This is a genomic window from Pseudomonas sp. GW822-FHT07A10, assembly GCF_058798795.1.
Window position 1 is genome coordinate 464,011 of record NZ_JBXAKV010000002.1, and the last position, 25,533, is coordinate 489,543.

Sequence of the window (25,533 nt, forward strand, 5' to 3'; positions counted from 1 at the left end):
CGATTTCCTTATGTCAGAAAAGTCTGCAGCAAGTCATTGAGAAAGAGTTGTCCGCGCATCGTGGCTGCCAGACGTGACGGTTCGACCTGCAACAAGCCACTTTGTTCGGCCTCGCGGCGGCCTTCGGCAAGGCTTTCCAGGGGCATCCCGGTGCGCTCCGGATACAACCGCGCTTCGACACCCTCGGTCAGGCGCAAGGCGTTCATCAGGAACTCGAACGGCAGTTCTTCGTTGGTCAGCGCTTTCTCGCCAGCCTTGAAGCTTTTGGCTGGATTGAGGTAATCCTTCGGCAGGCGAGTCTTCCAGGTGCGTACGATGCGCCCGTCCGGATGGCTGAGCTTGCCGTGGGCACCGGCGCCGATGCCGATGAAGTCGCCGAAACTCCAGTAATTGAGGTTATGCCGCGCCAGCCGGCCGGGCTGGGCATAGGCCGAGACTTCGTACTGCGCGTAACCGTGCTCGGCCAACAGCGCCTGGCCGGCCTCTTGAATGTCCCACAGGGCGTCATCTTCCGGCAGCGTCGGCGGCTGGTTCCAGAACACCGTGTTCGGCTCCAGGGTCAGCTGATACCAGGACAGGTGCGTCGGCTTCAGGGCGATGGCCTGGCGCAGGTCGCTCAGGGCATCGTCCAGCGTCTGATCGGGCAAACCGTGCATCAGGTCCAGATTGAAGTTGTCGAAGCCAGCCTGGCGCGCCATGTCGGCGGCACGCACGGCTTCATCGCCGTTGTGGATCCGCCCCAGCGCCTTGAGTTTTTCTTCCTGAAAGCTCTGGATACCGATCGACAGGCGATTGATGCCCAGCGCCCGGTAAGCGCGGAATTTCTCCTGCTCGAACGTTCCTGGGTTGGCTTCCAGGGTGATTTCTATGTCGCTGGCAAACGGAATACGTTGCTCGACACCCTTGAGCAAACGGCCCAACGCCTCGGCGCTGAACAGGCTCGGCGTACCGCCACCAAAGAAGATCGAGCTCAGTTCGCGGCCATAGACCGCATGCAGGTCTTGATCGAGGTCGGCGAGCAAGGCGTCCACATACTCTTGTTCCGGCAGCACCGGGCTGGCGGTGTGGGAGTTGAAGTCGCAATAAGGGCATTTGCGTACACACCACGGGATGTGGATGTACAGCGCCAAGGGCGGCAGCACAGGCAAAGCGGCCCGAGGCGATTGCGCGCCGCCGAAGATCAGCGGCGACGCGGATGATTCAATGGTCATTTCAAGCCCAGACGCTGGCGCAGCAGATCCATTGCACGGGCGCGGTGACTGATCTGGTTCTTGTCGCTGGGCTTAAGCTCGGCGCTGGAGCACTCGCGTTCTGGCACCCAGAACAGCGGATCGTAGCCAAAACCGTGCTCACCGCTGGCCTGGGTCAGGATGCGCCCATGCCACAGGCCTTCGCAGAGGATTGGCAACGGATCGTCGGCATGACGCACCAGCGCCAACACGCAGACGAATTGCGCGCCGCGCTCCGCTTGTGGCACGTCTTTCATGACGTCGAGCAGTTTGGCGTTGTTCGCCGCATCGCCCTTGCCATCAGCATAACGGGCCGAATAGATACCCGGCGCGCCGCCGAGGAAATCCACCGCCAGCCCCGAATCGTCGGCCAAGGCCGGCAGGCCGGAAATGCGCGAGGCGTTGCGGGCCTTGAGAATGGCGTTTTCGACGAACGACAGGCCGGTTTCTTCAGGCTCGACGCTGCTGAACTCGCCGATTGAGCGCAAGTGCACCGATTCGCCGAGCATGGCCTGGAGTTCCTTGAGTTTGCCGGCGTTATGGCTGGCCAATACGAGTTGCGTGAAATTGATCATTCGCCGGGGAAGAGCTCTTGGTTGAAATTGATGGTGTTGATTTTGTCGCCGGTCTGCACCTTGATTTCAAAGGTGCGGATTTCCTGCTGTGGCACCGGGTACTGGGCGATGTAGTAGACCGCGCCTGTTTCGGTGATCTGTTTGAACTTCAACGGGACGCTTTGGCTGGTCAGGTCTTTGACCGTCCCGCTGACTTGCGCCGTTTGCGGTTTGCCGTCCTTGAGTACCGAAATGTTGATCACGCCCAGGTTTTTACTGCGAGTCAGCTCAGCCGCTTTGGCAATGTCCGGTGTCAGGAAGGTCGAGTTGAAGGTGTTGTAGTGCACCGTCACGTCGCCAAAGGTTTCCTGGCGCTCACCTTTGATGACGTCGGCGGCCATGGCGGTGACGCTCAGGCAGGCAGTAAGTACAAACAGCGCTAGACGACCCATGATCGTTCTCCTCGAAGTGTCGTGATTCAGACCGCGACCTTGTGGTCCGGCAGACCGGGGCTGCTGACGCGATAGATACCGATCTCACCTAACAGATTAGGCCATAGCTTACTGGCCCACCCGTGTCGATGCTGTTGATCCACGGCAAGTCGATCAATGACCTTGGCTTCACGTTCGCGACACAGCGCTTCAAAGTCTTCGAAGGTGCAGAAGTGAATGTTTGGCGTGTTGTACCAGGTGTACGGCAGAAATTCCGAAACCGGCATCCGGCCCTTGCTCGCCAGGTACCAGCGGCAGCGCCAGTGACCGAAGTTGGGGAAGGTGATGATGCACTGGCGACCGACCCGCAGCATTTCGTCGAGGATCTTGTCCGGGTAATGCACGGCTTGCAGGGCCTGGGTCATGACCACGATGTCGAAACTGTTGCTGGCAAAGTTGCCCAGGCCTTTGTCCAGGTCCTGCTCGATGACGTTGATGCCTTTGGCGACGCACTCGGCAATGTTGTCCGGGTCGTTTTCCAGGCCATAGCCGGTGACCTGCTTGTGGTCACGCAGCCAGGTCAGCAGCTCGCCATCACCGCAGCCGAGGTCGAGCACGCGGCTGCCGGCGGGGATCCATTCCTGGATGATTTCCAGATCGGCTCTCATGTCTTCCTCAAAGCGATATGCGGTTCATGTAATTGCTGAAGGCCTGCAAGTAACGCGGGATCGGAATCAGGAAGGCATCGTGGCCTTGCGGAGCGTCGATCTCCAGGTAGCAGACGTCTTTCCTGGCCGCCATCAGCGCGTCCACCAGCTCCCGCGAGCGGGCAGGGGAGAAACGCCAGTCGGTGGTGAAGGACATCACGCAGAACTTGGCTTTCGCGCCTTCGAAGGTTTTCGCCAGGTCATCGTCGAAGTTCGCCGCCGGATCGAAGTAATCCAGCGCCTTGGTCATCAGCAGATAGGTGTTGGCGTCGAAACGTCCGGAAAACTCCTCGCCTTGATAGCGCAGGTAGCTTTCGACCTGGAACTCGACACTGTGGAAGTCGTAGTTGAGCTTTTCGCTCTTCAGGCCGCGACCGAATTTTTCGCCCATGGAGTCATCGGACAGGTACGTGATGTGCCCGACCATTCGCGCCAGCATCAGCCCGCGCTTGGGGATCACCCCGTATTCCTGGAACGAACCGCCGTGGAACTCCGGGTCGGTAAGAATCGCCTGACGTGCGACTTCGTTGAACGCGATGTTCTGAGCCGACAGTTTCGGCGCCGAGGCGATCGCCAGGCAGTGCCGCACGCGATCCGGATAGGTGATGGTCCACTGCAAGGCCTGCATGCCGCCCAGACTGCCGCCGATTACCGCCGCCCATTGGCCGATGCCGAGCAGGTCGGCGAGACGCGCCTGGCTGTGTACCCAGTCTTCCACGGTCAATACCGGGAAATCGGCGCCGAACGGCTTGCCGGTTTCCGGATTGATGCTGCTGGGGCCGGTGGAACCGTTGCAACCGCCAAGATTGTTCAGGCTGACCACGAAGAACTTGTTGGTGTCGATCGGTTTGCCGGGGCCGATGCAGCTGTCCCACCAACCGGGTTTGCGGTCGTCGGGGCTGTGGAAGCCGGCGGCGTGATGGTGACCGGACAAGGCGTGGCAGATCAGCACGGCATTGCTCGCCGTGGCGTTCAGCGTGCCGTAGGTTTCATAGATCAGGTCATAAGCGGGCAGCGAACGGCCACAGGCCAAGGCCAGGGGTTCACTGAAGTGCGCCACTTGCGGCGTCACCAGACCAACAGAATCGGGGGGGAAGGCAGCTGGCATCGACCCTGCTCTCATTGAAATGAGGCGTAAGTCTAAAGACCGCTGTGGCTAGCGGCAAGCAAAGGCCGGGCCTGATTTTCCCTCGCCACATTGAGGTCAGGCCGGGCGCACCAGATTCGGCAAATCCGGCAGCTTCTTCGGCGAACAGATCCGCACCCGCTTCTGCCGGTTCAGCTCTCCGCTGATCAAGCTGACCTGACTCTTGGAAACCCCGAACGCCTTGGCCAGAAACGCCATCAGATACGCGTTGGCCTTGCCTTCGACAGGCGGTGCGGTCAGGCGGATCTTCAGGCGATCACCGTGCAGCCCGGCGAAATCATCGCTGCGGGCCGCAGGTTGCAGGTGACATTCCAGAATCAGGTCATCACCGTCCCAGCGAAAGTAGCTCACCGGATCAGATCAGCAGGCGCAGGATTTGCGGCATCATGGTCAAGGCCGCGAGGTTGTTGATCACCAGCATGTCGATCAGCTTGAGCACCATGAACGCCAGGATCGGCGAGATATCCAGGCCGCCGAGGTTTGGCAGAATCTTGCGGAACGGCGCCAGGGCCGGCTCGCAGATCTGGTTCACCAGCTCGGCGCCGGGGTTGTGGCTGCCCGGCGCGACCCAGGACAGGATCACGCTGATGATCAGGGCATAGAAGAAGATATTCAGGAACAGCGCCGTTACGCCGATCAGCGACCAGATCAGCAATTGCAGCGGGTTACCGGTGGTGCCGAAGGTCAGCAGCAGGGTCAGGGCCATCAACGCCAGTTGCACGAGGATTGCCAGCACCAGCGAGGACATGTCCAGGCCGAACAGGCTCGGGATGATCCGGCGCAGTGGCTTGAGCAGTGGCTGGGTGGCTTTCACGGCGAACTGGCACAGCGGGTTGTAGAAGTTTGCGCGCACCAGTTGCAGCACGAACCGCAGCAGCACGATCAGCAGGTACAGACTGCCGAGGGTTTGCAGCACGTAAATCGCTGCAGTGTTCAATCCAATCATGTAAGGCTCCTTATTTGCCCAGTTGTTCGGCCATCTCGGCCGAGCGGTGCGCGGCGGCGCCGAGTGCTTTTTCCACCAGGGCTTCGAAGCCGCCAGCCTGGAACGATTTGATCGCCGCTTCGGTGGTGCCCGCAGGCGAGGTCACGCGGCGACGCAGTTCAGCCGCGTCGACATCGCTGGCGACTGCCATGTGTGCAGCGCCCAGCGCGGTTTGCACGGTCAGTTGTGCAGCAATTTCGGGTGGCAGGCCGAGCTTTACGCCAGCAGCGGTCATGGCTTCGATCAGCAGGAAGAAATACGCAGGGCCGGAGCCGGAAACGGCAGTGACCGCGTCCAGTTGCTGTTCTTCGTCCAGCCACAAAGCAATGCCGACCGCCGACAGCAGTTCTTGGGCCTGCTGGCGTTGCTCGGCGCTCACTTGGGCCGTGGCATACAAGCCACTCACACCCTGGCGCAGCAGAGCCGGGGTGTTGGGCATGCAGCGCACAATCGGCTGGGCACCCAGCCAGTTGTTCATGCTGGCGCAGGTGATGCCGGCCGCAATCGACACCACCAGCTGGTTCGGCTTGAGGCTTGGGCGAATGGCTTCGCAAACGACTTTCATCGCCTGGGGTTTGACCGCCAGTACGACCACGTCCACGCCCTCTATGGCTTGGGCGTTGTCGGCAAACACTTCGATGCCGTGTTCGGCTTTCACGCGGGCACGGGTTTCTTCGCCCGGATCGCTGGCGCGGATCTGCGCGGCGTCCAGACCTTTGGCGCGCAGGCCGCCGATCAGGCTGGCGGCCATGTTGCCGGCTCCGATAAAGGCAATACGAGTCTTGCTCATGTCAGGTCCTTATAGAGAGGTGAGTCAGCCATGTTCATGGTCGACTGTAATCGCGGGCGCCAAACAGGGCCGTACCGATGCGGACCCAAGTGGCGCCCATGGCAATGGCCGACTCGAGGTCGTGGCTCATGCCCATGGAAAGTGTGTCGAGTGGCAGGTTCAGGCTGGCTTGCATGCTTTTGATTAAGTCGCGCACGGCAGCAAAGGCGGCATCCTGGGCGGCGCGATCTTCAGTCGGCTCGGGAATCGCCATCAGCCCGCGCAATTTCAAACGCGGCAGCGCACTGATGGCATTGGCCAGGGCGGGCAGGTCAGCCGGGGTGCAGCCGGATTTGCTGGCTTCACCACTGACGTTGACCTGGATGCAGATGTTCAAGGGCGGCAAATCGGCAGGGCGCTGTTCGGACAGGCGTTGTGCGATTTTCAAACGATCCACGGAGTGCACCCAGTCGAAGTGCTCGGCGATAGCACGAGTCTTGTTCGATTGAATGGGGCCGATGAAGTGCCAGATCAAGGGCAGGTCGGCCAACTCGAGCTGTTTGCCCAAGGCTTCCTGCAGGTAGTTTTCGCCAAAGTCGCGGATCCCGGCGGCATAGGCTTCACGCAGGGCCTCGGCGGGCTTGGTTTTGCTCACGGCCAATAGCTGGATGCTGTTCTCATCGCGGTGGGCGGCTTTGGCTGCTGCCTGGATGCGTGAACTAACCTGAGCAATGTTGTCTGCTATCGTGGACATCAAATCCTGCCTGAAAAGTGCCTACACTCGATCATGCGGCGTTAAAAGTCGACTCAGAATGCTCATTGACTGACGTCAACTCCGCTTCTTCGCCGACTTTTGCCTTGCCTGATCATCGCTCGGCGACTTTTCAGGCGAGGATTAGGCGCCAGCGGTCTGAAGGTTCGCGGCATTCTACTGGAATTGAGGAGCGCTATGGATATCACTGAGCTGCTGGCTTTCAGCGCCAAACAAGGCGCGTCCGACCTGCACCTGTCCGCCGGCCTGCCACCGATGATCCGTGTCGATGGCGATGTGCGACGCATCAACTTGCCGGCCCTGGACCACAAGGAGGTGCATGAGCTGATCTACGACATCATGAACGACCTCCAGCGGGTGGACTTCGAGAAGCATCTTGAAACCGACTTTTCCTTCGAAGTGCCCGGCGTGGCGCGTTTCCGGGTCAACGCCTTCAACCAGAATCGTGGCGCGGGCGCGGTGTTCCGGACCATTCCGTCGAAGGTCCTGAGCATGGACGACTTGGGTATGGGGGACGTGTTTCGCAAGATTACCGAGTCCCCCCGAGGCCTGGTGCTGGTGACCGGCCCCACCGGTTCCGGCAAGTCCACCACGCTGGCAGCGATGATCGATTACCTGAACAACCATCGCCATCACCACATCCTTACCATCGAAGACCCCATCGAGTTCGTCCACGAGTCGCGCAAATGCCTGATCAATCAGCGTGAAGTCCATCGCGACACCCGCAGCTTTGCCACGGCCCTGCGCTCGGCCCTGCGTGAAGACCCGGACGTGATTCTGGTGGGGGAAATGCGTGACCTGGAGACTATTCGGCTGGCATTGACCGCCGCCGAGACCGGCCACCTGGTATTCGGCACGCTGCACACCACCTCGGCGGCGAAAACCATCGACCGGGTGGTGGACGTGTTTCCGGGTGACGAGAAATCGATGGTGCGCTCGATGCTCTCCGAGTCATTGCTGGCGGTGGTGTCCCAGACACTGATCAAAAAAGTCGGCGGCGGGCGGGTTGCCGCACACGAAATCATGCTCGGCACCTCGGCGATCCGTAACTTGATCCGTGAAGACAAGGTGGCGCAGATGTACTCGTCGATTCAGACCGGAGGGTCGCTGGGGATGCAGACGCTGGATATGTGTCTGAAGGAGTTGGTGACCAAGGGCGTGATCAGCCGCGAGCATGCGCGGGAGAAGGCGCGGTCGCCGGATAATTTTTGAGGGTTGGAGCGCGACCTGTGGCGAGGGGGCTTGCCCCCGTTCGGCTGCGAAGCAGTCGCAAACTCGGGCGATGCGGTCTTTCTAGTAACGCTTGTTGGCAGGTTTTGGGGCCGCTCCGCGGCCCAACGGGGGCAAGCCCCCTCGCCACAATCGGATCAGCGCTGTACGACGCGCAGTTGATTCGGTTCTTTCGGCAGAACCCGCTTGGCAACCACGTAGTGGTTATCCCAATACGGCTTCTTCAGGGTGTCGATGCTGACCGACTTGCCACGGCGTGGTGCGTGGATGAAGCGGTCGTTGCCCAGGTAGATGGCCACATGATTGACCCGGCGGCTCTTGATGTTGAAGAAGATCAGGTCGCCTGGCTTCAGTTCGTTGCGATCGACTTTCTCACCGTGACCGCTGGCCATGGCATTGGAGGTGCGTGGCAGGTCGAAGGTGGCGTCGTTGAACGCGTATTTCACCAGGCCGCTGCAATCGAACCCTTTACTTGGGCTGCTGCCACCCCAACGATAAGGTGTGCCGAGCACGTTTACCGCGCGGCTCAACACGTTGCTGCTTTCCTTGGTCGCCATCGGCGGGACCAGCTTGCCGTTGGCGCTGCTCAGTTGGGTGGAACGCTTAACTGTTTGTTGGTTTTTGCTCGAAGGAGCAGAAACATGGGATTTTGGGGTGTAACCATTAACGTTCGGAAGACGTTGCTCACGATTGGTGGCGTGGGCGGCCAGGGGCAATAATAGGCAAATGGTTAGCCATGTCTTGAAAAATGGACGCATTAGGCAAGGCTCGTATGGGTTAGCGCGCAACTTTATAACAGCTTTTTTGTCCCTTCCGAGGCCGTTGGTCGATTCAACCTTGGGGTCAACGGAACCAAATAAGCGGCAATTTGGCGCAATTGTCGGACACAAGTCAGGCGGTACAGGGGTTTGACGGGAGTGAAGGTAGCATCTGCCGTACGTCGGCTGCCTGTAAAAAAGTCACAAAGAATTCAAGAATATTTCTCTATCGCGTGAATCGAGGTCATCCATGAACACCTATCGACAACCCGTTTCACAACAAGACACGCACAGCAAAGTGATCGGTTACCTGCTGTGGATTTTCGGTTTTACCGGGGCTCACCGCTTCTATTACGGCAGGCCGGTGACCGGGACGATCTGGTTTTTGACCTTGGGCTTGCTGGGAATTGGCTGGTTGATCGACGTGTTCCTGATTCCGGCCATGGATCGTGAAGCAGACCTGCGCTTTACCGCCGGCCCCATCGAATACAACGTCGCGTGGATTCTGCTGACGTTCCTTGGAGTATTCGGCGTACACCGGATGTATCAGGGCAAGTGGATCAGCGGGTTGCTGTACCTGGTTACGGGTGGGTTGTTCTTTCTGGGGGTGTTGTATGACTTCTGGACGCTGAACGATCAGATTTCGATTCGTAACGCGCAGAACAGAGGCGCCTTCCAGTAAGTTGTGATGAGGGAGCAAGCTCCCTCATCACAGGGTTTTACGCCTGGTGGCTGATCCGCCCATCCACCAGGGTGTAACGCACTACGCCCGGCAGGCTGTGGCCAATGAACGGGCAGTTTTCGCCCTTGGACAGCCAGGTTTCACCGGCCACGGTCGAGGCCGTCGGGTCAAACAGCACGATGTCTGCCGCGCCACCTACTGCCAATTTCCCTGCCGGCAGGCGCAACGCCTCGGCAGGGCCGGCACTCAGGCGTGCCAACAGCGTCGGCAGGTCGAGCAAACCGTCTTCCACCAAGGTCATCGCCAGCGGCAGCAGCAGTTCAACGCTGCTGATGCCCGGTTCGGTCGCGCCGAACGGTGCCAGCTTGGCGTCGCGCTCATGGGGCTGGTGATGGCTGGAGATGGCGGATACCACACCGGACTTCACCGCTGCCCGCAGGCCATCGCGGTCGGCGCGGGTGCGCAGCGGCGGCTGGACGTGATAGAGGCTGCTGAAGTCGATCAGCGCTTCGTCGGTAAGGATCAGTTGATACAACGCCACGTCCGCCGTGACCTTCAGCCCGCGAGCCTGGGCCTGAGCGATCAGCGCTACGCCGCGCGCGCTGGTGAGCTGGCTGAAGTGCGCACGTACGCCGCTTTGCTCGACCAGCAGCAGATCCCGGGCCAGGGCCACGGTTTCGGCGGTTTCCGGAATGCCCGGCAGACCGAGGAAGCTTGCGGTCGGGCCTTCATGGGCCAGGCCACCTTCGGCCAAGTCGTGATCCTGCGAGTTGAAAATCACCGTCAGGTCGAACGTCGCCGCGTATTCCAGTGCCCGGCACAGGGTGCGGGTGTTGCGGAAGCTCTCCAGGCCATTGCCGAAGGCCACGCAGCCGGCATCGCGCAAGGCGACCAGTTCAGCCAGTTGTTCGCCGTCCAGGCCTTTGCTCAGGGCGCCGATCGGGAAAACTTTGGTGTTGCCGGCCTCACGAGCACGGTCGAGGATCAGTTCGGCCACGGCCGAGGTGTCCAGCACCGGTTTGGTTTTCGGCGGGCAGCACAGGCTGGTCACGCCGCCGGCGGCGGCTGCGCGGGTTTCGCTGGCGATCGAGCCTTTGCGGCTGTAGCCCGGCTCGCGCAGGGCAACGTTCAGGTCAACCAGACCCGGGGCGGCCACCAGGCCCTTGGCGTCGATGGTGTCGACGGCAACAAAACCGGCTGGAGCGGCGCCCAGGGCGACGATCTTGCAGGCTTCAACATGGATGTCAGTCACTTGATCCAGGCCGCTGGCCGGATCGATAACGCGTGCGCCGAGAATGCTGAGCTTCACTGGGCGTTCTCCTGCTCGAATTGGCGCTGGGCTGTTTGCCCGCTCATGGCCATGGACAGCACGGCCATACGAATCGCGATGCCGTAGGTCACCTGGTTGAGGATCACCGAGTGCGGACCGTCGGCCACCGCCGACTCAATTTCCACCCCACGGTTGATCGGCCCAGGGTGCATCACGATGGCATCGGGTTTGGCACCGGCCAGGCGCGCGGTGGTCAGGCCGAACAGGCGGTAGAACTCGCCTTCGCTCGGCAGCAGGCCGCCGGTCATGCGCTCACGCTGCAAGCGCAGCATGATCACTACGTCGACGTCTTTCAGGCCTTCGGTCATGTCGGTGTAGACCTTCACACCGTATTGCTCGATGCCGATCGGCAGCAGGGTTTTCGGCGCGATCACGCGGATGTCCGGGCAGCCGAGGGTTTTCAGGGCCAGCATGTTCGAGCGCGCCACCCGCGAGTGCAGGATGTCGCCGACGATGGCCACCGAGAGGTTTTCGAAGCCACCCTTGTGCCGACGAATGGTGAGCATGTCGAGCATGCCCTGGGTCGGGTGCGCGTGACGGCCGTCGCCACCGTTGATGATCGCCACTTGCGGGCAGACATGTTCGGCAATGAAGTGCGCCGCGCCAGAATCACCGTGACGCACGACGAACATGTCGGCGGCCATGGCTTCGAGGTTGCGCAGGGTGTCGAGCAGGGTTTCGCCCTTGCTCGCCGACGACGTGGACACGTTCAGGGTGATCACGTCGGCCGACAGCCGCTGGGCCGCCAGTTCGAAGGTGGTGCGGGTGCGGGTGGAGTTCTCGAAGAACACATTGCACACGGTCTTGCCGCGCAACAACGGGACTTTCTTCACCGCCCGGGCGCCGACTTCGAGGAACGAGTCGGCGGTGTCGAGGATTTCCGTCAGCAGCTCGCGGCGCAAACCGTCGAGCGAGAGGAAGTGGCGCAGCTGGCCCTGATCATTGAGCTGCAGCGGGCGCTTGGTTTCTAGAGGCGTCATCGCGAGGGGGACTCTCAATAGGGCGAATTAAAGGGCGAGGTCTTGCAGTTCGAGCTTGAGTTCCGGACCGGACAGCTTCACCCGTTCGTGGGCCGCCAGTGACAGGGTCGCGCCGACGACATTCGGGCGGATCGGCAGCTCAGCGGCGTCCAGGTCCAGCAGGCACACCAGCGTCACGCTGGCCGGGCGACCGTAGTCGAACAGTTCGTTCATCGCGGCGCGGATGGTCCGACCGCTCATCAACACGTCGTCGATCAGCACCAGGTGCTGGCCTTCGATCTCGAATGGCAGCGCCGAAGGACGCACTTGCGGGTGTAGGCCGCTCTGGCTGAAGTCGTCGCGGTAGAAGGACACATCAAGGGTGCCCAGCGGCGCGTCGCTGCCCAACTCCTTGAGCAACGCCTGAGCGACCCAGATGCCACCGGTCCGAATACCGATATAACGCGGTTCGCTGATGCCACGGTTTTCCAGGTAAGCCTTGAGACGGATCGCCATCTGGCTGATCAGTTCGGCGGGATTAGGCAGGCTCATGGTTTGCTCCTTCTTGGTCCCGAGCCCGCTTTGTGGGTATGGCGCGTGGGTAGGGCTCGGGTTGTAGCTAAGGGAGCCGCCGTAGCGACTCTTCAGAATCAGTTGCTGGAGGATTCGAACAGTGCGGTGTTTTCGTCGAGCCAGCCTTGCAGCAGCAGGGCGGCGGCGATGGCATCGACCGGGTTGTCGCGGTAACTGCCCTTCTGGCCGCCACGGACCAGGCGTTCGCCTTTGGCTTCGAAGGTGGTCAGGCGTTCGTCGTGAGTATAGAAGGGCAGGTTGTAGCGGCCGTTCAGGCGCCGGGCGAATTTTTCGGCCCGCAGGCACATGTCGCTTGGCGTGCCGTCCATGTTCAGCGGCAGGCCGACCACCACGGCGTCGGGTTTCCACTCTTTGATCAGGGCTTCGACCTGATTCCAGTCGGGAATGCCATTTTGTGCCTTTAAGGTGCACAGCTCGCGGGCCTGGCCGGTAATCACCTGGCCGACCGCAACGCCGATCTGCTTGGTGCCGTAGTCGAAACCCAGAATCAGCCGCAGGGCCATCAGGCGTGCCCCGCCTGGCTGGTGAGCAGGCTGAGGTTGATACCCAGGTGCTTGGCCGCCGCTTCGAGACGTAACTCGCTGCTGGTGTTAAACAGGATGTCGGCGTCGAACGGGCAGGTCAGCCAGGCGTTGTCGGCCAGTTCGGCTTCCAGTTGCCCGGCTTCCCAGCCGGCATAGCCGAGGGTGATCACACTTTTCGCAGGGCCGACGCCGTCGGCGATGGCGAACAGCACGTCCTGGGAGGTCGACAGCGACAACTCGCCTTCCAGATCAACGGTGGCCTGGTAGGTTTTTCCCGACGGGTGCAGGACAAAGCCGCGATCGGTTTGCACCGGGCCGCCGATAAAGATCGGTACGTGCTGGCAGAGCACTGGCGGTTCGATATCGGGGCGCAATTGCTCGAGGATATCGGCCAGGTTCAGGTCCTGCGGACGGTTGACCACCAGCCCCATGGCGCCATTGGCCGTGTGCTCGACGATGTAGGTCAAGGTGTGCGCAAAGTTCGGGTCGGCCATGTGAGGCATGGCGATCAGGAAGTGATGCTTGAGGTAGCTGGGGCTGACGTTCTTCATGAGCGCTAGTGTGGCGTTGGAGGGGCGAACTGACAAGCTGAGGATGCACAGGAAATGCCTGTGCAGGTGTCTTTTTGATCCGGGCTTGCCTGCGAAGGTATTGGCTGAATCACTGCAAATCTTCCGGCTAATTACTGGACAACCGGTCCCCGCGCGCAAACCTCCAGGTGCGGATGATTTCCAGGCGGTCGATGTCCGACAGATCCCCGGTAAACGGTGCGAACGGCGCGGCCAGCCGTACGATGCGCTGCGCCGCCTGATCCAGTAGCGGTTGGCCGGACGATTCCAGCACCAACACTTCATACAGCGAGCCGTCGCGGTTGATCGAGACCATCAGGCGCAAATTGCCATAAATCTGTTTGCGTCGGGCCTCGTCGGGGTAGTTGAGGTTGCCGATGCGCTCGACCTTCTTGCGCCATTCATCCTTGTACCAGGCACCCTTGTCGCGCATGGTCGACGCGGCGCTCAAGCGGTGGATGCGCGGGCGCTTGGCGTACAGCTGTTGTTCATTGGCCAGTTCTGCTTCCAGGCTGGCGATGTCGCTGGACAGCTGTGAGCTGTCGAAGGTCGGTGCTTCGACCTTGGGCTTGGTCTCGGTCTTGACGTCTTCCTGCTTGGTCGCGGCTTTTTTCGGCTTCGGCGCGACAGTCGTCACGGCGGCCTTGGGTGCGGCTTCCTGCACTTGGGGTTTAGCGGTTGGCGGCGGAGTGACCGTCTGCACCTTGTTGTCCTGGAAGGGCGCGACCTCGGTGGTCTTGGGAATGGCCTTTTTATCCAGGGTGCCGCTGCCTTGCTGATTCTCTTGAGCGAGGAAATCGGCTTTTTTCGGCTTGGTTTCGCTTTTGAAGGTGGCGAGGGTGATTTCCAGGGTTTTGCTGATTTGCTTGGGTTCGACCATGGTGAACCCGACGCCCAACAGCAAGGCCAGGTGAATCAGCGCCGCGAGAAACAGGGTAAAACCGAGGCGATCGGCCGGGCGCACGCCACGATGGGCGAGTTCAGCGGGCAGATCGGACGGGAGTGTCATGACAAGAAAACCAACATCGCGTTTTTTACAGGCCGGCGATGATAACGCAATGTTGGTTGTTTCTTGGCTGTTCTCGATCAACGAGCCTTGAGCTTCTGATCGATGGCATCCATCAACTGGCCACCAATGTCGGTGCCGAACGCATTATCGATCTCGCGAATGCAGGTCGGGCTGGTGACGTTGATTTCGGTCAGGTGCTCACCGATCACGTCGAGACCGACGAACAGCAAGCCCTTCTCGCGCAGGGTCGGGCCGACTTGCGCGGCGATCCAGCGATCTTTCTCGGTCAGCGGTCGGGCTTCGCCACGGCCACCGGCGGCGAGGTTGCCACGGGTTTCGCCTGCTGCCGGAATCCGCGCCAGGCAATAATCCACAGGCTCGCCGTCGATCATCAGGATGCGCTTGTCGCCATCAACGATCGCCGGCAGGTAGCCCTGGATCATGATCTGCTGCTTGCCATGCAGGGTCAGGGTTTCGAGGATCACCGACAGGTTCGGGTGGCCCGCGGTGTGACGGAAGATCGACGAACCGCCCATGCCGTCCAGCGGCTTGAGGATCACGTCACCGTGATGGTCGGCGAATTCACGCAACACGTCCGGGCGACGGCTGACGATGGTCGGCGGCGTGCACTGCGGGAACAGCGTGGCGAACAGCTTCTCGTTGCAGTCACGCAGGCTTTGCGGCTTGTTGACCACCAGCACGCCGGCGTTCTCGGCTTGCTCCAGCAGGTAAGTGGAGTAGACGAACTCCATGTCGAACGGCGGATCCTTGCGCATCAGAATCACGTCCAGGTCGCTCAGCAGTGCGTCGGATTCGGCGCCCAGCTCGAACCACTTGTGCGGGTCGGCGAAGACTTTCAGCGGACGCATCCGCGCGCGCGCCTGGCCCTCGGCCTGATACAAATCGCGCTGTTCCATATAGAACAGTTCCCAGCCACGCTTTTGCGCGGCCAGCAGCATGGCCAGCGAGCTATCCTTTTTATAGGAGATGCTGGCGATAGGATCCATGACAATCCCGACGCGAATGCTCATGGGGTTTTCCTCGAAATTGGGGTGGAAAGTGCGATGAAAAAGTGGCGTCAGAGTGGCGCTGAGTGGGTTCCCGGTCAAGGAAAAACCACCGCACAGGTCACCCGATAGATTGGACGGGGAGACTGTGCTAAAAAGGCTGCCATGCCGTCTTGGCCCTTGAGTATCAAGGGTTTCGGGCCGCAAACGGACAAAATAATTCACAAAGGCGACGGTGAGCCCCTATGGAACAGCATTCCAGCGCCTTGAAGGTCATGGTGATCGATGATTCGAAAACGATTCGTCGCACCGCCGAAACGCTGTTGAAAAACGTGGGCTGTGAAGTCATCACCGCAATCGATGGTTTCGATGCCCTGGCCAAGATTGCCGACAATCACCCAGGCATCATCTTTGTCGACATCATGATGCCGCGTCTGGATGGCTATCAGACCTGCGCGTTGATCAAGAACAACAGTGCGTTCAAGTCCACGCCAGTGATTATGCTGTCGTCCAGGGACGGGTTGTTCGACAAGGCCAAGGGGCGGATCGTCGGCTCCGACCAGTTTTTGACCAAGCCTTTCAGCAAGGAAGAACTGCTGAACGCGATTCAGGCCCACGTACCGGGCTTTGCTGTCGTTTCGCCGCAGTAGGACACGCACAGTGACGCTCGGCCAGTGGGCCTTGCGTCGACAAGAATGGGGAAGACCATGGCACGTATTCTGATCGTCGATGATTCGCCGACCGAAATGTACAAACTGACCGGCATGCTCGAAAAGCACGGTCATGAAGTGTTGAAAGCCGAAAACGGCGCCGACGGCGTGGCCCTGGCCCGCCAGGAAAAACCCGACGCGGTGCTGATGGACATCGTCATGCCCGGCCTCAACGGTTTCCAGGCGACCCGTCAGCTGACCAAAGACTCGGAAACCGCACACATCCCGGTGATCATCATCACCACCAAGGATCAGGAAACCGACAAAGTCTGGGGCACGCGCCAGGGCGCCAAGGACTACCTGACCAAACCGGTCGATGAAGACACCCTGATCAAGACGCTGAACAACGTGCTGGCCGGTTGATCGTCCGGCCATGACCGAGTCGCTGACGGCCTTCGAACTGCTGCTGCAGATTGATCAGCGTTGTCGTCTGCTGGCGGCGGACCTGCCGTCCCAGCCGACTCGACAGGACAGCTGGAGCGGCATCGGTTTTCGCTTGGGCGAGCACGGGTACGTCGCGCCCATGGGCGAAGTCAGCGAAGTCCTGCACGAACCGCGCGTTACCCAAATGCCGGGGGTCAAGCCCTGGGTCAAGGGCGTAGCGAACCTGCGTGGGCGGCTGCTGCCGATCATGGATGTGTACGGCTTCTTTTATGGTTATGAGGCCGGCCATGAACTGTCGGCCTCGCGCAAGCAGCGGCGGATACTGGTGGTGGAGCATAACGACGTGTTCGCCGGGTTGCTGGTCGATGAGGTCTTCGGCTTGCAGCACTTTGCCCAGGACAGCCTGGAGCCGGTGCCCATGGACGAGCTGCAGGGGCCGATTGCGCCGTTCGTCAAAGGCCGCTTTCAGCGTGAGCAGAATTGGCAGGTGTTCAGCCCGTTTGCGTTGGCGCAGTCGCAAGGTTTCATGAATGTAGCGCTGTAGCCGGGGCGTAGGTTGAATTGGGCAGGACAGGCGAGGACCGATGATTAAAGCAAACGCAGGTACGCCGGAAGGGTCGCGCAGCCGGTCGCAGATCATTGTGCTGTTCATCGCACTGATCATCTTCATCATGCTGCTGTTCGCCAACTTCGCGTACCTCAACACCCAGGCGAATTACGACAAACAGTACATCGGCCACGCCGGTGAGCTGCGCGTGCTGTCGCAACGCATTGCCAAGAATGCCACCGAAGCCGCCGCCGGCAAGGCTGCGGCGTTCAAGTTGCTCAGTGATGCGCGCAACGACTTCGCCCTGCGTTGGGGCTATCTGAAAAAAGGCGATCCCTCCACCGGCCTGCCGCCGGCACCGTCCACCGTGCGCCCGGAAATGCGCGCGGTGCAGCTGGATTGGGAGCGGCTGCTGAAAAATACCGACGCCATTCTCTCCAGCGAACAGACTGTGTTGTCGTTGCATCAAGTCGCCGCGACCCTGGCCGAAACCGTGCCGCAGTTGCAGGTCGAGTATGAAAAGGTCGTCGAAACCCTCCTGCAACGTGGCGCCCCGGCCGCTCAGGTGGCGATGGCCCAGCGTCAGTCGCTGCTGGCCGAGCGCATTCTCGGTGCAGTGAACACCGTGCTGTCCGGCGACGAAAACTCGCAGCAGGCCGCCGACGCCTTCGGTCGCGACGCGGCGCGTTTCGGCCAGGTACTCAACGGCATGCTTCAAGGCAATGCGGCCCTGAAAATCAGCCAGGTCGAAGACCGTGATGCCCGTGCCCGGTTGACCGAAATTTCCGAGCTGTTTGAATTCGTGTCGGGCTCGGTGGACGAAATCCTCGAAACCTCGCCGGAGCTGTTCAAGGTCCGCGAATCGGCCAGCAACATTTTTACCCTGTCGCAAACCCTGCTCGATGAAGCCTCGCACCTGGCCAGCCGTTTCGAAAATCTCGCCGGCGGGCGCAACACCGATACCATCGGCGGCTACGTGCTGGGTTTGCTCGCGTTGATGTCGATCATCCTCATTGGCTTGGTGATGGTGCGCGAAACCAACCGTCAGTTGCGTGAAACCGCTGAGAAGAACGAGCGCAATCAGAGCGCGATCATGCGCCTGCTGGACGAAATTGAAGACCTGGCCGACGGTGACCTGACCGTGACCGCCTCGGTGACCGAAGACTTCACCGGGACCATCGCCGACTCGATCAACTATTCCGTAGACCAATTGCGCGATCTGGTGGCGACCATCAACCTCACCGCCGGCCAGGTCGCCGCCGCCGTGCAGGAAACCCAGGCCACCGCGATGCACCTGGCCCAGGCCTCGGAGCATCAGGCGCAGCAGATTTCCGAAGCCTCCATGGCGATCAACGACATGGCCGAGTCCATCGATCAGGTCTCGGCCAATGCCGCCGAATCCTCAGCGGTGGCCGAGCGCTCGGTGGAAATTGCCAACAAGGGCAACGAAGTGGTGCACAACACCATCCACGGCATGGACAATATTCGCGAACAGATTCAGGACACCGCCAAGCGCATCAAGCGCCTCGGTGAGTCTTCTCAGGAAATCGGCGACATTGTCAGCTTGATTGATGACATTGCCGATCAGACCAACATCCTCGCCCTCAACGCGGCCATTCAGGCGTCCATGGCCGGTGACGCCGGGCGCGGTTTTGCGGTGGTGGCCGACGAAGTACAGCGGCTGGCCGAGCGCTCGTCCGCGGCGACCCGGCAAATCGAAACGCTGGTGCGGGCCATTCAGACCGACACCAACGAAGCGGTGATTTCCATGGAGCAGACCACCACCGAAGTGGTGCGCGGCGCGCGTCTGGCGCAGGATGCCGGAGTGGCCCTGGAAGAAATCGAAGGCGTATCGAAGACCCTCGCGGCATTGATCCAGAGTATTTCCAACGCCGCGCAGCAACAGACGTCTTCGGCCGGCCAGATTTCCCTGACGATGAACGTGATCCAGCAGATCACCACGCAGACCTCGTCCGGCTCCACCGCCACTGCCGAGAGCATTGGCAACCTGGCGAAAATGGCCAGCCAGCTGCGGCGTTCGGTGTCCGGTTTCACCTTGCCGGCCAAGCCTGCGCAAGCTGCGGACAACGCTTGAACCGCCTCAGGGCGTATGCATTTGATTGGAGTAGTTATGGGTGATCGGCACGACTATGTGGCCCTCGAATGGGTCAAAGGCGAGATTGCCGAAACGCTGAAGCAGGCTCATCAGGCGATCGAGACCCTGATCGACGACCCGCAGGCGACGCACGCGCTGAGTGAGTGCCTGGCCTGTGTCCATCAGGTGCACGGCAGTTTGCAGATGGTCGAGTTCTACGGCGCGGCGCTGCTTGCCGAAGAGATCGAGCAACTGACCAGCGCCTTGCAGCAGAACCGCATCAGCCATCGCGACGAGGCCATTCGTTTGCTGCTGCATGCCCTGGGACAATTGCCGACTTACCTCGACCGGGTGCAAGGCGCCCGGCGTGACTTGCCGCTGGTGGTGTTGCCACTGATCAACGACCTGCGCAGTGCCCGTGGTGAAAGCCTGTTGTCGGAAACCAGCCTGTTCAGCCCGCAACTCCCGGAACTGCCGCCCCTGAGCGAAGAAGCCCTGGCGCTGCTGGAGCCGTCCGACTTGCCGAATGTGCTGCGCAAGTTGCGACAAATGCTGCAGATGGCGCTGGTGGGCTTGCTGCGCGAGCAGGATGACGAAACCCACTTGGCTTACCTGGCCAGGGTTTTTGCACGCCTTGAAGGGCTGTGCGGCAATGCGCCGCTGAGCCCGTTATGGCACGTCGCTTCGGCGCTGGTCGAAGGCATGCGCAATGGCTCGATCGCCAACAGCCCCGCGTTGCGCAGCCTGTTCAAGGAGGCCGACAAAGAGCTCAAGCGTCTGCTCGAGCAAGGCATGCCCGCGATCAATCAACCGGCACCGCCAGAGCTGCTCAAGAGTTTGTTGTTCTATATTGCCAAGGCCGAACACCCCACCGGGCAGATGCTGACCATGAAAGATCGCTACTCACTGGACGACGCGCTACCCGACAGTGCGATGGTCGATGAAGAACGGGCGAGGCTGGCCGGCCCTGATCGCGATGCCATGCGTTCGGTATTGGCGGCTTTGTGCGAAGAGTTGGTGCGGGTCAAGGAGCGCCTGGACCTGTTCGTGCGCAGCGACCGCCAGCACACCTCGGACCTCGAAAGCCTGCTGGCGCCCCTGCGGCAAATCGCCGACACCCTGGCGGTGCTCGGTTTCGGCCAGCCGCGCAAGGTCATCATCGATCAACTGGCGGTGGTGCTGAGCCTCGCCCAGGGCCAGCGCGAACCTAACGACGCGACCCTCATGGACGTCGCCGGGGCCTTGCTCTACGTCGAAGCGACCCTGGCCGGCATGGTCGGCACCGTGGAGCCGGAAAGCCAGGAAGACAGCCGTCTGCCGACCACCGACCTGACGCAGATTCACCAGATCGTGATCAAGGAAGCGCGCATCTGCCTGCAGCAGGCCAAGGACATGATCGTCGACTACATCGACGCCGACTGGGACCGTCAGCATTTGCAGCCGTTGCCGGCATTGCTGACCCAAGTGCGCGGTGCGCTGGCGATGATTCCGTTGGCCCGCGCGGCGAGCCTGGTCGAGGCCTGTAACGGTTTCATCCGCGAGCATCTATTGGTGGACCCGGGGCAGCCCGGCTGGCAGCAACTGGACAGCCTGGCTGACGTCATCACCAGCATCGAGTATTACCTGGAGCGCCTCAGCGACGACCCCGAGGCGCCCGGTGAACAACTGCTCGACGTTGCGGAAAAAGGCCTGGCCGCACTCGGCTGTTTCCCCTGCGAACAACACGTGCCGATGCTTGAGGATGTGCTCAGCCCCAGTGAAGCCCTGGTGATGCAGGACATGCAGGAGCTGGACGACCCCGAAACCGTCCAGTCGTTGGCCGATGTACTGGCCAGCCCGGTGTCGTCCGTCAACCCGCCGGCACTGACGATGCCCGGTAGTCTGTTACCGCCGCCCGCCGATGAACAACCGGTGGACGATGAACTGCGGGAAGTCTTCCTCGAAGAAACCGACGAGGTTCTGGAAATCCTCCGGGAGTACCTGCCGCGCTGGTCGGCCAATCCGGATAGCACATCGGTTTTGAGTGAATTACGCCGCGCCTTCCACACCCTCAAGGGCAGTGGCCGGATGGTCCGCGCGTTGGTGCTGGGCGAGCTGGCCTGGGCGGTGGAAAACCTGCTCAACCGCGTGCTTGAACACAGCGTTGCACCTTTGCCTGCAGTGCAGCAACTGGTGGGCGACGCGCTGAAGTTGCTGCCGGAACTGGTGGCCGAGTTCGCCGCCAACGCCCAGCGCCAGCGCAACGATGTCGATCAATTGGCCGCCCGCGCCCATGCCCTCGCCAAGGGTGATGAACCGCTGTCCGATGAGGACGCACAGGATGTCGCGGCGCTCGATCCGCTGTTGCTGGAGATCTTCCGCAACGAAGCCGAAACCCATTTGAACAGCCTCAATCGCTTCCTCGATCAGGCCGCCGAGCACGTACCGCTGCAGGCCAGTGACGAGTTGCAGCGAGCCTTGCACACCCTCAAGGGCAGCGCGTCGATGGCCGGCGTGCTGCCGATTGCCGAGCTGGCGGCGTCGCTGGATCAACTGGCCCGGGAGTACAAGGCGCACCGGATTGCCCTCGATCTGGACGAAGTCGAGTTGCTGCTGGAAGCCGAAGGCTTGTTCCGCCTGGGGCTGCGACAGCTCAAGAGCGACCCGCTGGCCGAAATCCCCGGCGCCCGTTCGTTGATTGAACGCACCCGGACATTGCTGGCCGAACATCTGCAAAGCCTGTCGAGCGCGCCCGGCACGGGGCTGCGGATCAAACGCGACCCGCAACTGATCAACAACTTCCTCGCCCAGGGCATGGACATCCTGCTGGACGCCGAAAGCCTGTTGCAGCGCTGGCAGCAGCATCCTGGCGAGCGCCAGGAACTCAGCGCGTTGCTGGACGAATTGACCACTCTCGGTGAAGGCGCGCACCTGGCCGACCTGCATCCGGTGGACGAGCTCTGTGAAGCCTTGCTCGATCTCTACGGCGCTGTGGAAGAAAGCAGCCTGGCGGTCAGCGACAGGTTTTTCCACGAGGCACAAAGTGCCCACGAAGCGCTGATCAACATGCTCGATGAACTGGCTGCCGGCCAGGAAGTCACTGCGCAACCGCAGCGGGTGCGGGCCTTGCGCGACTTGCTGGATGAGAGTCTCGACCCATCCTCCATGGGCCTGATTCGCAGTGATGGCAGCCGCACCCTGAGCATTCGAGAACTGGGCCGCGCCACGGCCGAGCTGGAGCAGGCCGCGACTGAGGTAGATCTGGACGACGAAATCGTTTCGATCTTTCTTGAGGAAGCGGTGGATATCCTTGAAAGCGCCGGCCAGGCCTTGCAACGCTGGTTGAGCGACCCGGAAAACGCCGCGCCGCTACTGTCTTTACAGCGCGATTTGCACACCCTCAAGGGTGGTGCGCGGATGGCCGAGGTCGAGCCGGTCGGCGATCTGGCCCATGAGCTGGAAAGCCTTTATGAAGGCCTGGTGGACCGCCGTTACAGCCACAGCGAAGCGCTGGCGCAGTTGCTGCAACAGAGCCATGACCGACTGGCCGTGTTCCTCGAACAGTTGCAGCACAACCGTCCGTTGGGCGATCCGGGCGAATTGATCGAGGCCATTCGTGAGTTTCGTCTGGGTAATGCCGGCAGTGCCGAGGTGATCGAACCGGCGGCCAGCAACGACTCGGCGGGGCATGATCCCGAGCTTCTGGACATCTTCCTCGAAGAAGGTTTCGACATCATTGAAAACTCTGGCGCAGCATTGTTGCGCTGGCAGGCCGAACCATCGAATCGTCAAGAAGTGGAAACCCTGCTGCGCGACCTGCATACCCTCAAGGGTGGCGCGCGAATGGTGGAGATCGCGCCGATCGGCGACCTGGTCCATGAGCTGGAATTCCTCTACGAAGGCTTGTCCGCTGGCGCGCTGCAACCGACCGCGACGCTGTTCGCGCTGTTGCAAAGCAGCCATGACCGACTGGCGCAGATGCTCGACGCCACCCGCGCCGGTCAGCCACTGCCACCGGCCGATCAGCTGATCGAGGCGATCAAGAATTTCAGCCATCCGGCGGTGCCCGAAACACCGACACCGGTGGCGATGCCCGCGGCGCCCAAAGCCGAGCCAGCCACGCTGCAACCCGAAGCCGCCGATACGGTCAAGGTCTCGGCGGAGTTGCTCGACGACCTGGTCAACCTGGCCGGGGAGACTTCGATCTTCCGTGGCCGTATCGAACAACAGGTTAACGATGCACGGGTGGCCCTGAGCGAGATGGAAACGACCATCGAGCGTATGCGCGACCAGTTGCGCCGCCTCGATACCGAAACCCAGGGACGGATTCTCAGCCGTCAGCAAGTCGAGGCCGAGCGCCTGGGTTATGAAGAGTTCGACCCGTTGGAGATGGACCGTCACTCGCAGCTGCAACAGCTGTCGCGGGCATTGTTCGAGTCCGCCTCCGACCTGCTCGACCTCAAGGAAACCCTCGACCGGCGCAATCAGGATGCGGAAAACCTGCTGCAACAGCAGGGCCGCATCAACACCGAATTGCAGGAAGGCCTGATGCGCACGCGCATGGTGCCGTTCGAGCGAATGCTGCCGCGTTTGAAGCGCATCGTCCGTCAGGTTTCCAGCGAACTGGGCAAGGATGTGGAGTTCATCGTTGGCAACGCCGAAGGCGAGATGGACCGCAACGTCCTCGAGCGCATGGCCGCGCCGCTGGAACACATGCTGCGCAACGCCGTTGACCATGGGCTGGAGTCGGCCGAGGTGCGGATCGCGGCCGGTAAACCGGCCCAGGGCAAGATCACCCTCGACCTGTCGCGAGAGGGCGGCGACATCATTTTCGACATCTGCGACGACGGCGCCGGCGTGCCGCTGGACGCCGTGCGGCGCAAGGCGATCAAGCGCGGGCTGCTCGCCCCGGACAGCGACATCAGCGACCGCGACGTGCTGCAATTCATCCTGCAACCGGGGTTCTCCACCGCCGAGAAAATCACCCAGATTTCCGGGCGTGGCGTGGGCATGGACGTGGTTCACGAGGAAGTCCGGCAGCTCGGCGGGACCATGAGCATCGACTCGACTTCGGGGCAGGGCGTGCATTTCCGGATTCGCCTGCCGTTCACGGTGTCGGTCAATCGCGCGCTGATGGTGCAATGCGGAGAGGATCAATACGCGATCCCGCTGAACACCATCGACGGCATCGTTCGCGTGCTGCCCAACGAACTCGAAGGGCACTACCGGCTCGATCCACCGAGCTACGAATACGCCGGGCAACGCTATGAGCTGTGCTACCTCGGCGATCTGCTGAAAACCAGCACCCGCCCGAAACTGCTGGGCCAGAACCTGCCGTTGCCGGTGTTGCTGGTGCAGTGCAACGAGCGGCACGTTGCGGTGCAGGTGGACGCCATGGCCGGCACCCGGGAAATCGTGGTCAAAAGCCTCGGCCCGCAGTTCGCCGCGGTGCAGGGTTTGTCCGGTGCGACGATCCTGGGTGATGGTCGGGTGGTGCTGATTCTCGACTTGCTGGCACCGATCCGCGCGATGCAAGCGCAGGTGCCGCAACGGCCGGTGACCCAGGACATAGAGCCCGAGGCGCAACGGCCGTTGCTGGTGCTGGTGGTCGATGATTCGGTCACCGTGCGCAAGGTCACCAGCCGTCTGCTGGAACGTCACGGCATGAACGTGCTGACCGCCAAGGACGGTGTTGACGCCATGCTGCTGCTGGAAGAGCACATGCCCGACCTGATGCTGCTGGACATCGAAATGCCACGCATGGACGGCTTCGAAGTGGCGACCCAGGTGCGCGCCGACGAACGCTTACAGCATCTACCGATCATCATGATCACCTCCCGCACGGGTCAAAAACACCGCGACCGCGCCATGGCCATCGGCGTCAACGACTACCTCGGCAAGCCGTATCAGGAATCGGTGCTGCTCGACAGCATCGCCCGCTGGAGCAAAACCCATGCATGAGCACCGCTCCAGCAACCTTACCGGCTTGCTACTGCCTTTGGCCGACCGCAACTTGATCCTGCCCAACGTCGCCGTCGCTGAACTCATCGACTATCAGCCGGGGGCTTTCGATCTCGATACACCGCCGTGGTATCTGGGGCGGGTGACGTGGCGGGAACGGCAGATTCCGTTACTCAGTTTTGAGTCGGCGTGTGGCAGCAAAGTGGTGATCGGCGAGCGGGCGCGGATCGTCATCCTCAACGCCCTCGGCGGGCGGCCTGAGTTGAAGTTCATTGCGCTGCTGGTGCAGGGGATTCCGCGTTCTTACAAGCTCGATAGTCAGTTGAGTTATGTCGACGTGCCGTTGTGTTCGCTGGAAAAGGCGGCGGTGCAGGTGGGGGAGCAAGTGGCCAAGGTGCCTGACTTGCTCGCGCTGGAGGAACTGCTTGTAAGTGCGGGTCTGGTCTGACCGGATCCCTGTGGCGAGGGGGCTTGCCCCCGTTCGGCTGCGCAGCAGTCGTAAAACCATTGTTCTCGGTTTACCTGATACAGCTCGGTTGCAGGTTTTGGGGCTGCTTCGCAACCCAACGGGGGCAAGCCCCCTCGCCACAGGGGGTAGTGC

The 25,533-nt window shown here is 61.3% G+C and carries 25 protein-coding genes; 8 read left to right on the forward strand and 17 right to left on the reverse strand.

Annotated features, from left to right (window positions below; translation table 11 throughout):
- Positions 1 to 8: 8 nt before the first annotated feature.
- The 9 genes from hemW to AC1RL4_RS05670 all read right to left on the reverse strand — a co-directional run bounded on the left by hemW (position 9) and on the right by AC1RL4_RS05670 (position 6,576).
- A complete protein-coding gene (hemW, locus tag AC1RL4_RS05630) occupies positions 9 to 1,211 on the reverse strand; it encodes a radical SAM family heme chaperone HemW (RefSeq protein WP_230173305.1) in 1,203 nt (400 codons plus the stop codon).
- Entirely contained in the window at positions 1,208 to 1,804 is a 597-nt protein-coding gene (rdgB, locus tag AC1RL4_RS05635; protein ID WP_007939349.1) for an RdgB/HAM1 family non-canonical purine NTP pyrophosphatase, read from the reverse strand. Before rdgB ends, hemW begins: the two co-directional genes overlap by 4 nt.
- Complete coding sequence (locus tag AC1RL4_RS05640) at positions 1,801 to 2,235, reverse strand: DUF4426 domain-containing protein (RefSeq protein ID WP_019580610.1); 435 nt, start codon at positions 2,233 to 2,235, stop codon at positions 1,801 to 1,803. Before AC1RL4_RS05640 ends, rdgB begins: the two co-directional genes overlap by 4 nt.
- 26 nt (positions 2,236 to 2,261) lie before the next feature.
- The gene (gene metW, locus AC1RL4_RS05645; RefSeq protein ID WP_007939351.1) at positions 2,262 to 2,882 is read right to left on the reverse strand and encodes a methionine biosynthesis protein MetW; all 621 of its coding nucleotides are present in this window, start codon (positions 2,880 to 2,882) and stop codon (positions 2,262 to 2,264) included.
- A 7-nt stretch (positions 2,883 to 2,889) separates the two neighbouring features.
- The gene (gene metX, locus AC1RL4_RS05650; protein WP_019580611.1) at positions 2,890 to 4,029 is read right to left on the reverse strand and encodes a homoserine O-succinyltransferase MetX; all 1,140 of its coding nucleotides are present in this window, start codon (positions 4,027 to 4,029) and stop codon (positions 2,890 to 2,892) included.
- A gap of 96 nt (positions 4,030 to 4,125) precedes the next feature.
- Entirely contained in the window at positions 4,126 to 4,419 is a 294-nt protein-coding gene (locus AC1RL4_RS05655; RefSeq protein ID WP_028939079.1) for a DUF167 domain-containing protein, read from the reverse strand.
- Positions 4,420 to 4,423: 4 nt separating this feature from the next.
- Positions 4,424 to 5,014 (reverse strand): YggT family protein, encoded by a 591-nt coding sequence (locus AC1RL4_RS05660; protein WP_019580613.1) that lies wholly within the window; start codon positions 5,012 to 5,014, stop codon positions 4,424 to 4,426.
- A gap of 10 nt (positions 5,015 to 5,024) precedes the next feature.
- A complete protein-coding gene (proC, locus tag AC1RL4_RS05665; protein ID WP_028939078.1) occupies positions 5,025 to 5,843 on the reverse strand; it encodes a pyrroline-5-carboxylate reductase in 819 nt (272 codons plus the stop codon).
- Positions 5,844 to 5,877: 34 nt separating this feature from the next.
- Complete coding sequence (locus AC1RL4_RS05670) at positions 5,878 to 6,576, reverse strand: YggS family pyridoxal phosphate-dependent enzyme (RefSeq protein ID WP_019580615.1); 699 nt, start codon at positions 6,574 to 6,576, stop codon at positions 5,878 to 5,880.
- Between the two features lie 195 nt (positions 6,577 to 6,771).
- Between AC1RL4_RS05670 and AC1RL4_RS05675 the strand changes: the two genes are divergently transcribed.
- Positions 6,772 to 7,806, forward strand: coding sequence for a type IV pilus twitching motility protein PilT (locus AC1RL4_RS05675; RefSeq protein WP_230173307.1), 1,035 nt, complete (start codon positions 6,772 to 6,774; stop codon positions 7,804 to 7,806).
- A 155-nt stretch (positions 7,807 to 7,961) separates the two neighbouring features.
- On the opposite strand, the gene AC1RL4_RS05680 is transcribed toward AC1RL4_RS05675, so the two are convergent.
- Positions 7,962 to 8,582 carry a C40 family peptidase gene (locus AC1RL4_RS05680; RefSeq protein ID WP_019580617.1) on the reverse strand — a complete coding sequence of 207 codons (621 nt, stop codon included), beginning with the start codon at positions 8,580 to 8,582 and terminating at the stop codon, positions 7,962 to 7,964.
- 250 nt (positions 8,583 to 8,832) lie between these two features.
- On the opposite strand from AC1RL4_RS05680, the gene AC1RL4_RS05685 reads away from it, so the two are divergent.
- Complete coding sequence (locus AC1RL4_RS05685; RefSeq protein ID WP_019580618.1) at positions 8,833 to 9,264, forward strand: NINE protein; 432 nt, start codon at positions 8,833 to 8,835, stop codon at positions 9,262 to 9,264.
- A 37-nt stretch (positions 9,265 to 9,301) separates the two neighbouring features.
- Here the strand turns inward: AC1RL4_RS05685 and AC1RL4_RS05690 are convergent, their stop codons facing one another.
- From AC1RL4_RS05690 to gshB, 7 genes are all read right to left on the reverse strand, one after another.
- Positions 9,302 to 10,573, reverse strand: a complete 1,272-nt coding sequence (locus tag AC1RL4_RS05690) for a dihydroorotase (protein WP_018928710.1) — start codon at positions 10,571 to 10,573, stop codon at positions 9,302 to 9,304.
- On the reverse strand, positions 10,570 to 11,574 hold the full coding sequence (locus AC1RL4_RS05695; RefSeq protein WP_007939362.1) for an aspartate carbamoyltransferase catalytic subunit: 1,005 nt from the start codon (positions 11,572 to 11,574) through the stop codon (positions 10,570 to 10,572). Before AC1RL4_RS05695 ends, AC1RL4_RS05690 begins: the two co-directional genes overlap by 4 nt.
- 27 nt (positions 11,575 to 11,601) lie before the next feature.
- Entirely contained in the window at positions 11,602 to 12,105 is a 504-nt protein-coding gene (gene pyrR / locus AC1RL4_RS05700) for a bifunctional pyr operon transcriptional regulator/uracil phosphoribosyltransferase PyrR (protein WP_019580619.1), read from the reverse strand.
- A gap of 98 nt (positions 12,106 to 12,203) precedes the next feature.
- Positions 12,204 to 12,650, reverse strand: coding sequence for a Holliday junction resolvase RuvX (gene ruvX / locus AC1RL4_RS05705; RefSeq protein ID WP_019580620.1), 447 nt, complete (start codon positions 12,648 to 12,650; stop codon positions 12,204 to 12,206).
- Positions 12,650 to 13,222, reverse strand: a complete 573-nt coding sequence (locus tag AC1RL4_RS05710) for a YqgE/AlgH family protein (protein ID WP_007939365.1) — start codon at positions 13,220 to 13,222, stop codon at positions 12,650 to 12,652. Before AC1RL4_RS05710 ends, ruvX begins: the two co-directional genes overlap by 1 nt.
- Positions 13,223 to 13,349: 127 nt before the next feature.
- Positions 13,350 to 14,249 (reverse strand): energy transducer TonB, encoded by a 900-nt coding sequence (locus AC1RL4_RS05715; protein WP_026331823.1) that lies wholly within the window; start codon positions 14,247 to 14,249, stop codon positions 13,350 to 13,352.
- Between the two features lie 77 nt (positions 14,250 to 14,326).
- Complete coding sequence (gshB, locus tag AC1RL4_RS05720) at positions 14,327 to 15,280, reverse strand: glutathione synthase (RefSeq protein ID WP_019580622.1); 954 nt, start codon at positions 15,278 to 15,280, stop codon at positions 14,327 to 14,329.
- Positions 15,281 to 15,501: 221 nt separating this feature from the next.
- Here gshB and pilG point away from each other — a divergent pair, with 221 nt between their 5' ends.
- From pilG to AC1RL4_RS05750, 6 genes are read left to right on the forward strand one after another with little or no spacing between them, the layout of a single operon-like run.
- Entirely contained in the window at positions 15,502 to 15,906 is a 405-nt protein-coding gene (pilG, locus tag AC1RL4_RS05725) for a twitching motility response regulator PilG (protein ID WP_007897954.1), read from the forward strand.
- Between the two features lie 57 nt (positions 15,907 to 15,963).
- Positions 15,964 to 16,329, forward strand: a complete 366-nt coding sequence (gene pilH / locus AC1RL4_RS05730) for a twitching motility response regulator PilH (RefSeq protein WP_019580623.1) — start codon at positions 15,964 to 15,966, stop codon at positions 16,327 to 16,329.
- A 10-nt stretch (positions 16,330 to 16,339) separates the two neighbouring features.
- Complete coding sequence (locus AC1RL4_RS05735; protein WP_019650233.1) at positions 16,340 to 16,894, forward strand: chemotaxis protein CheW; 555 nt, start codon at positions 16,340 to 16,342, stop codon at positions 16,892 to 16,894.
- A 40-nt stretch (positions 16,895 to 16,934) separates the two neighbouring features.
- Complete coding sequence (locus tag AC1RL4_RS05740) at positions 16,935 to 18,992, forward strand: methyl-accepting chemotaxis protein (RefSeq protein ID WP_018928717.1); 2,058 nt, start codon at positions 16,935 to 16,937, stop codon at positions 18,990 to 18,992.
- A gap of 36 nt (positions 18,993 to 19,028) precedes the next feature.
- Positions 19,029 to 24,932, forward strand: a complete 5,904-nt coding sequence (locus AC1RL4_RS05745) for an Hpt domain-containing protein (RefSeq protein WP_230173309.1) — start codon at positions 19,029 to 19,031, stop codon at positions 24,930 to 24,932.
- Positions 24,925 to 25,380: a chemotaxis protein CheW gene (locus tag AC1RL4_RS05750; RefSeq protein WP_028939074.1), complete on the forward strand. Its 456-nt coding sequence runs from the start codon at positions 24,925 to 24,927 to the stop codon at positions 25,378 to 25,380. The genes AC1RL4_RS05745 and AC1RL4_RS05750 overlap by 8 nt, the downstream gene beginning before the upstream one ends.
- Positions 25,381 to 25,533: the final 153 nt, after the last annotated feature.

Bases quoted from the DNA above. Each gene is read 5' to 3' on its own strand.
- AC1RL4_RS05740 (WP_018928717.1), top strand. From the start codon at position 16,935: ATGATTAAAGCAAACGCAGGTACGCCGGAAGGGTCGCGCAGCCGGTCG.
- ruvX (WP_019580620.1), bottom strand. From the start codon at position 12,650: ATGGCCCTGCGGCTGATTCTGGGTTTCGACTACGGCACCAAGCAGATC.
- metW (WP_007939351.1), bottom strand. From the start codon at position 2,882: ATGAGAGCCGATCTGGAAATCATCCAGGAATGGATCCCCGCCGGCAGC.
- gshB (WP_019580622.1), bottom strand. From the start codon at position 15,280: ATGAGCATTCGCGTCGGGATTGTCATGGATCCTATCGCCAGCATCTCC.
- metX (WP_019580611.1), bottom strand. From the start codon at position 4,029: ATGCCAGCTGCCTTCCCCCCCGATTCTGTTGGTCTGGTGACGCCGCAA.
- AC1RL4_RS05745 (WP_230173309.1), top strand. From the start codon at position 19,029: ATGGGTGATCGGCACGACTATGTGGCCCTCGAATGGGTCAAAGGCGAG.
- AC1RL4_RS05685 (WP_019580618.1), top strand. From the start codon at position 8,833: ATGAACACCTATCGACAACCCGTTTCACAACAAGACACGCACAGCAAA.
- AC1RL4_RS05750 (WP_028939074.1), top strand. From the start codon at position 24,925: ATGCATGAGCACCGCTCCAGCAACCTTACCGGCTTGCTACTGCCTTTG.
- pilG (WP_007897954.1), top strand. From the start codon at position 15,502: ATGGAACAGCATTCCAGCGCCTTGAAGGTCATGGTGATCGATGATTCG.
- rdgB (WP_007939349.1), bottom strand. From the start codon at position 1,804: ATGATCAATTTCACGCAACTCGTATTGGCCAGCCATAACGCCGGCAAA.
- AC1RL4_RS05680 (WP_019580617.1), bottom strand. From the start codon at position 8,582: ATGCGTCCATTTTTCAAGACATGGCTAACCATTTGCCTATTATTGCCC.
- proC (WP_028939078.1), bottom strand. From the start codon at position 5,843: ATGAGCAAGACTCGTATTGCCTTTATCGGAGCCGGCAACATGGCCGCC.
- AC1RL4_RS05640 (WP_019580610.1), bottom strand. From the start codon at position 2,235: ATGGGTCGTCTAGCGCTGTTTGTACTTACTGCCTGCCTGAGCGTCACC.
- AC1RL4_RS05695 (WP_007939362.1), bottom strand. From the start codon at position 11,574: ATGACGCCTCTAGAAACCAAGCGCCCGCTGCAGCTCAATGATCAGGGC.
- AC1RL4_RS05715 (WP_026331823.1), bottom strand. From the start codon at position 14,249: ATGACACTCCCGTCCGATCTGCCCGCTGAACTCGCCCATCGTGGCGTG.
- AC1RL4_RS05660 (WP_019580613.1), bottom strand. From the start codon at position 5,014: ATGATTGGATTGAACACTGCAGCGATTTACGTGCTGCAAACCCTCGGC.
- AC1RL4_RS05675 (WP_230173307.1), top strand. From the start codon at position 6,772: ATGGATATCACTGAGCTGCTGGCTTTCAGCGCCAAACAAGGCGCGTCC.
- hemW (WP_230173305.1), bottom strand. From the start codon at position 1,211: ATGACCATTGAATCATCCGCGTCGCCGCTGATCTTCGGCGGCGCGCAA.
- pyrR (WP_019580619.1), bottom strand. From the start codon at position 12,105: ATGAGCCTGCCTAATCCCGCCGAACTGATCAGCCAGATGGCGATCCGT.
- AC1RL4_RS05670 (WP_019580615.1), bottom strand. From the start codon at position 6,576: ATGTCCACGATAGCAGACAACATTGCTCAGGTTAGTTCACGCATCCAG.
- AC1RL4_RS05735 (WP_019650233.1), top strand. From the start codon at position 16,340: ATGACCGAGTCGCTGACGGCCTTCGAACTGCTGCTGCAGATTGATCAG.
- AC1RL4_RS05710 (WP_007939365.1), bottom strand. From the start codon at position 13,222: ATGAAGAACGTCAGCCCCAGCTACCTCAAGCATCACTTCCTGATCGCC.
- pilH (WP_019580623.1), top strand. From the start codon at position 15,964: ATGGCACGTATTCTGATCGTCGATGATTCGCCGACCGAAATGTACAAA.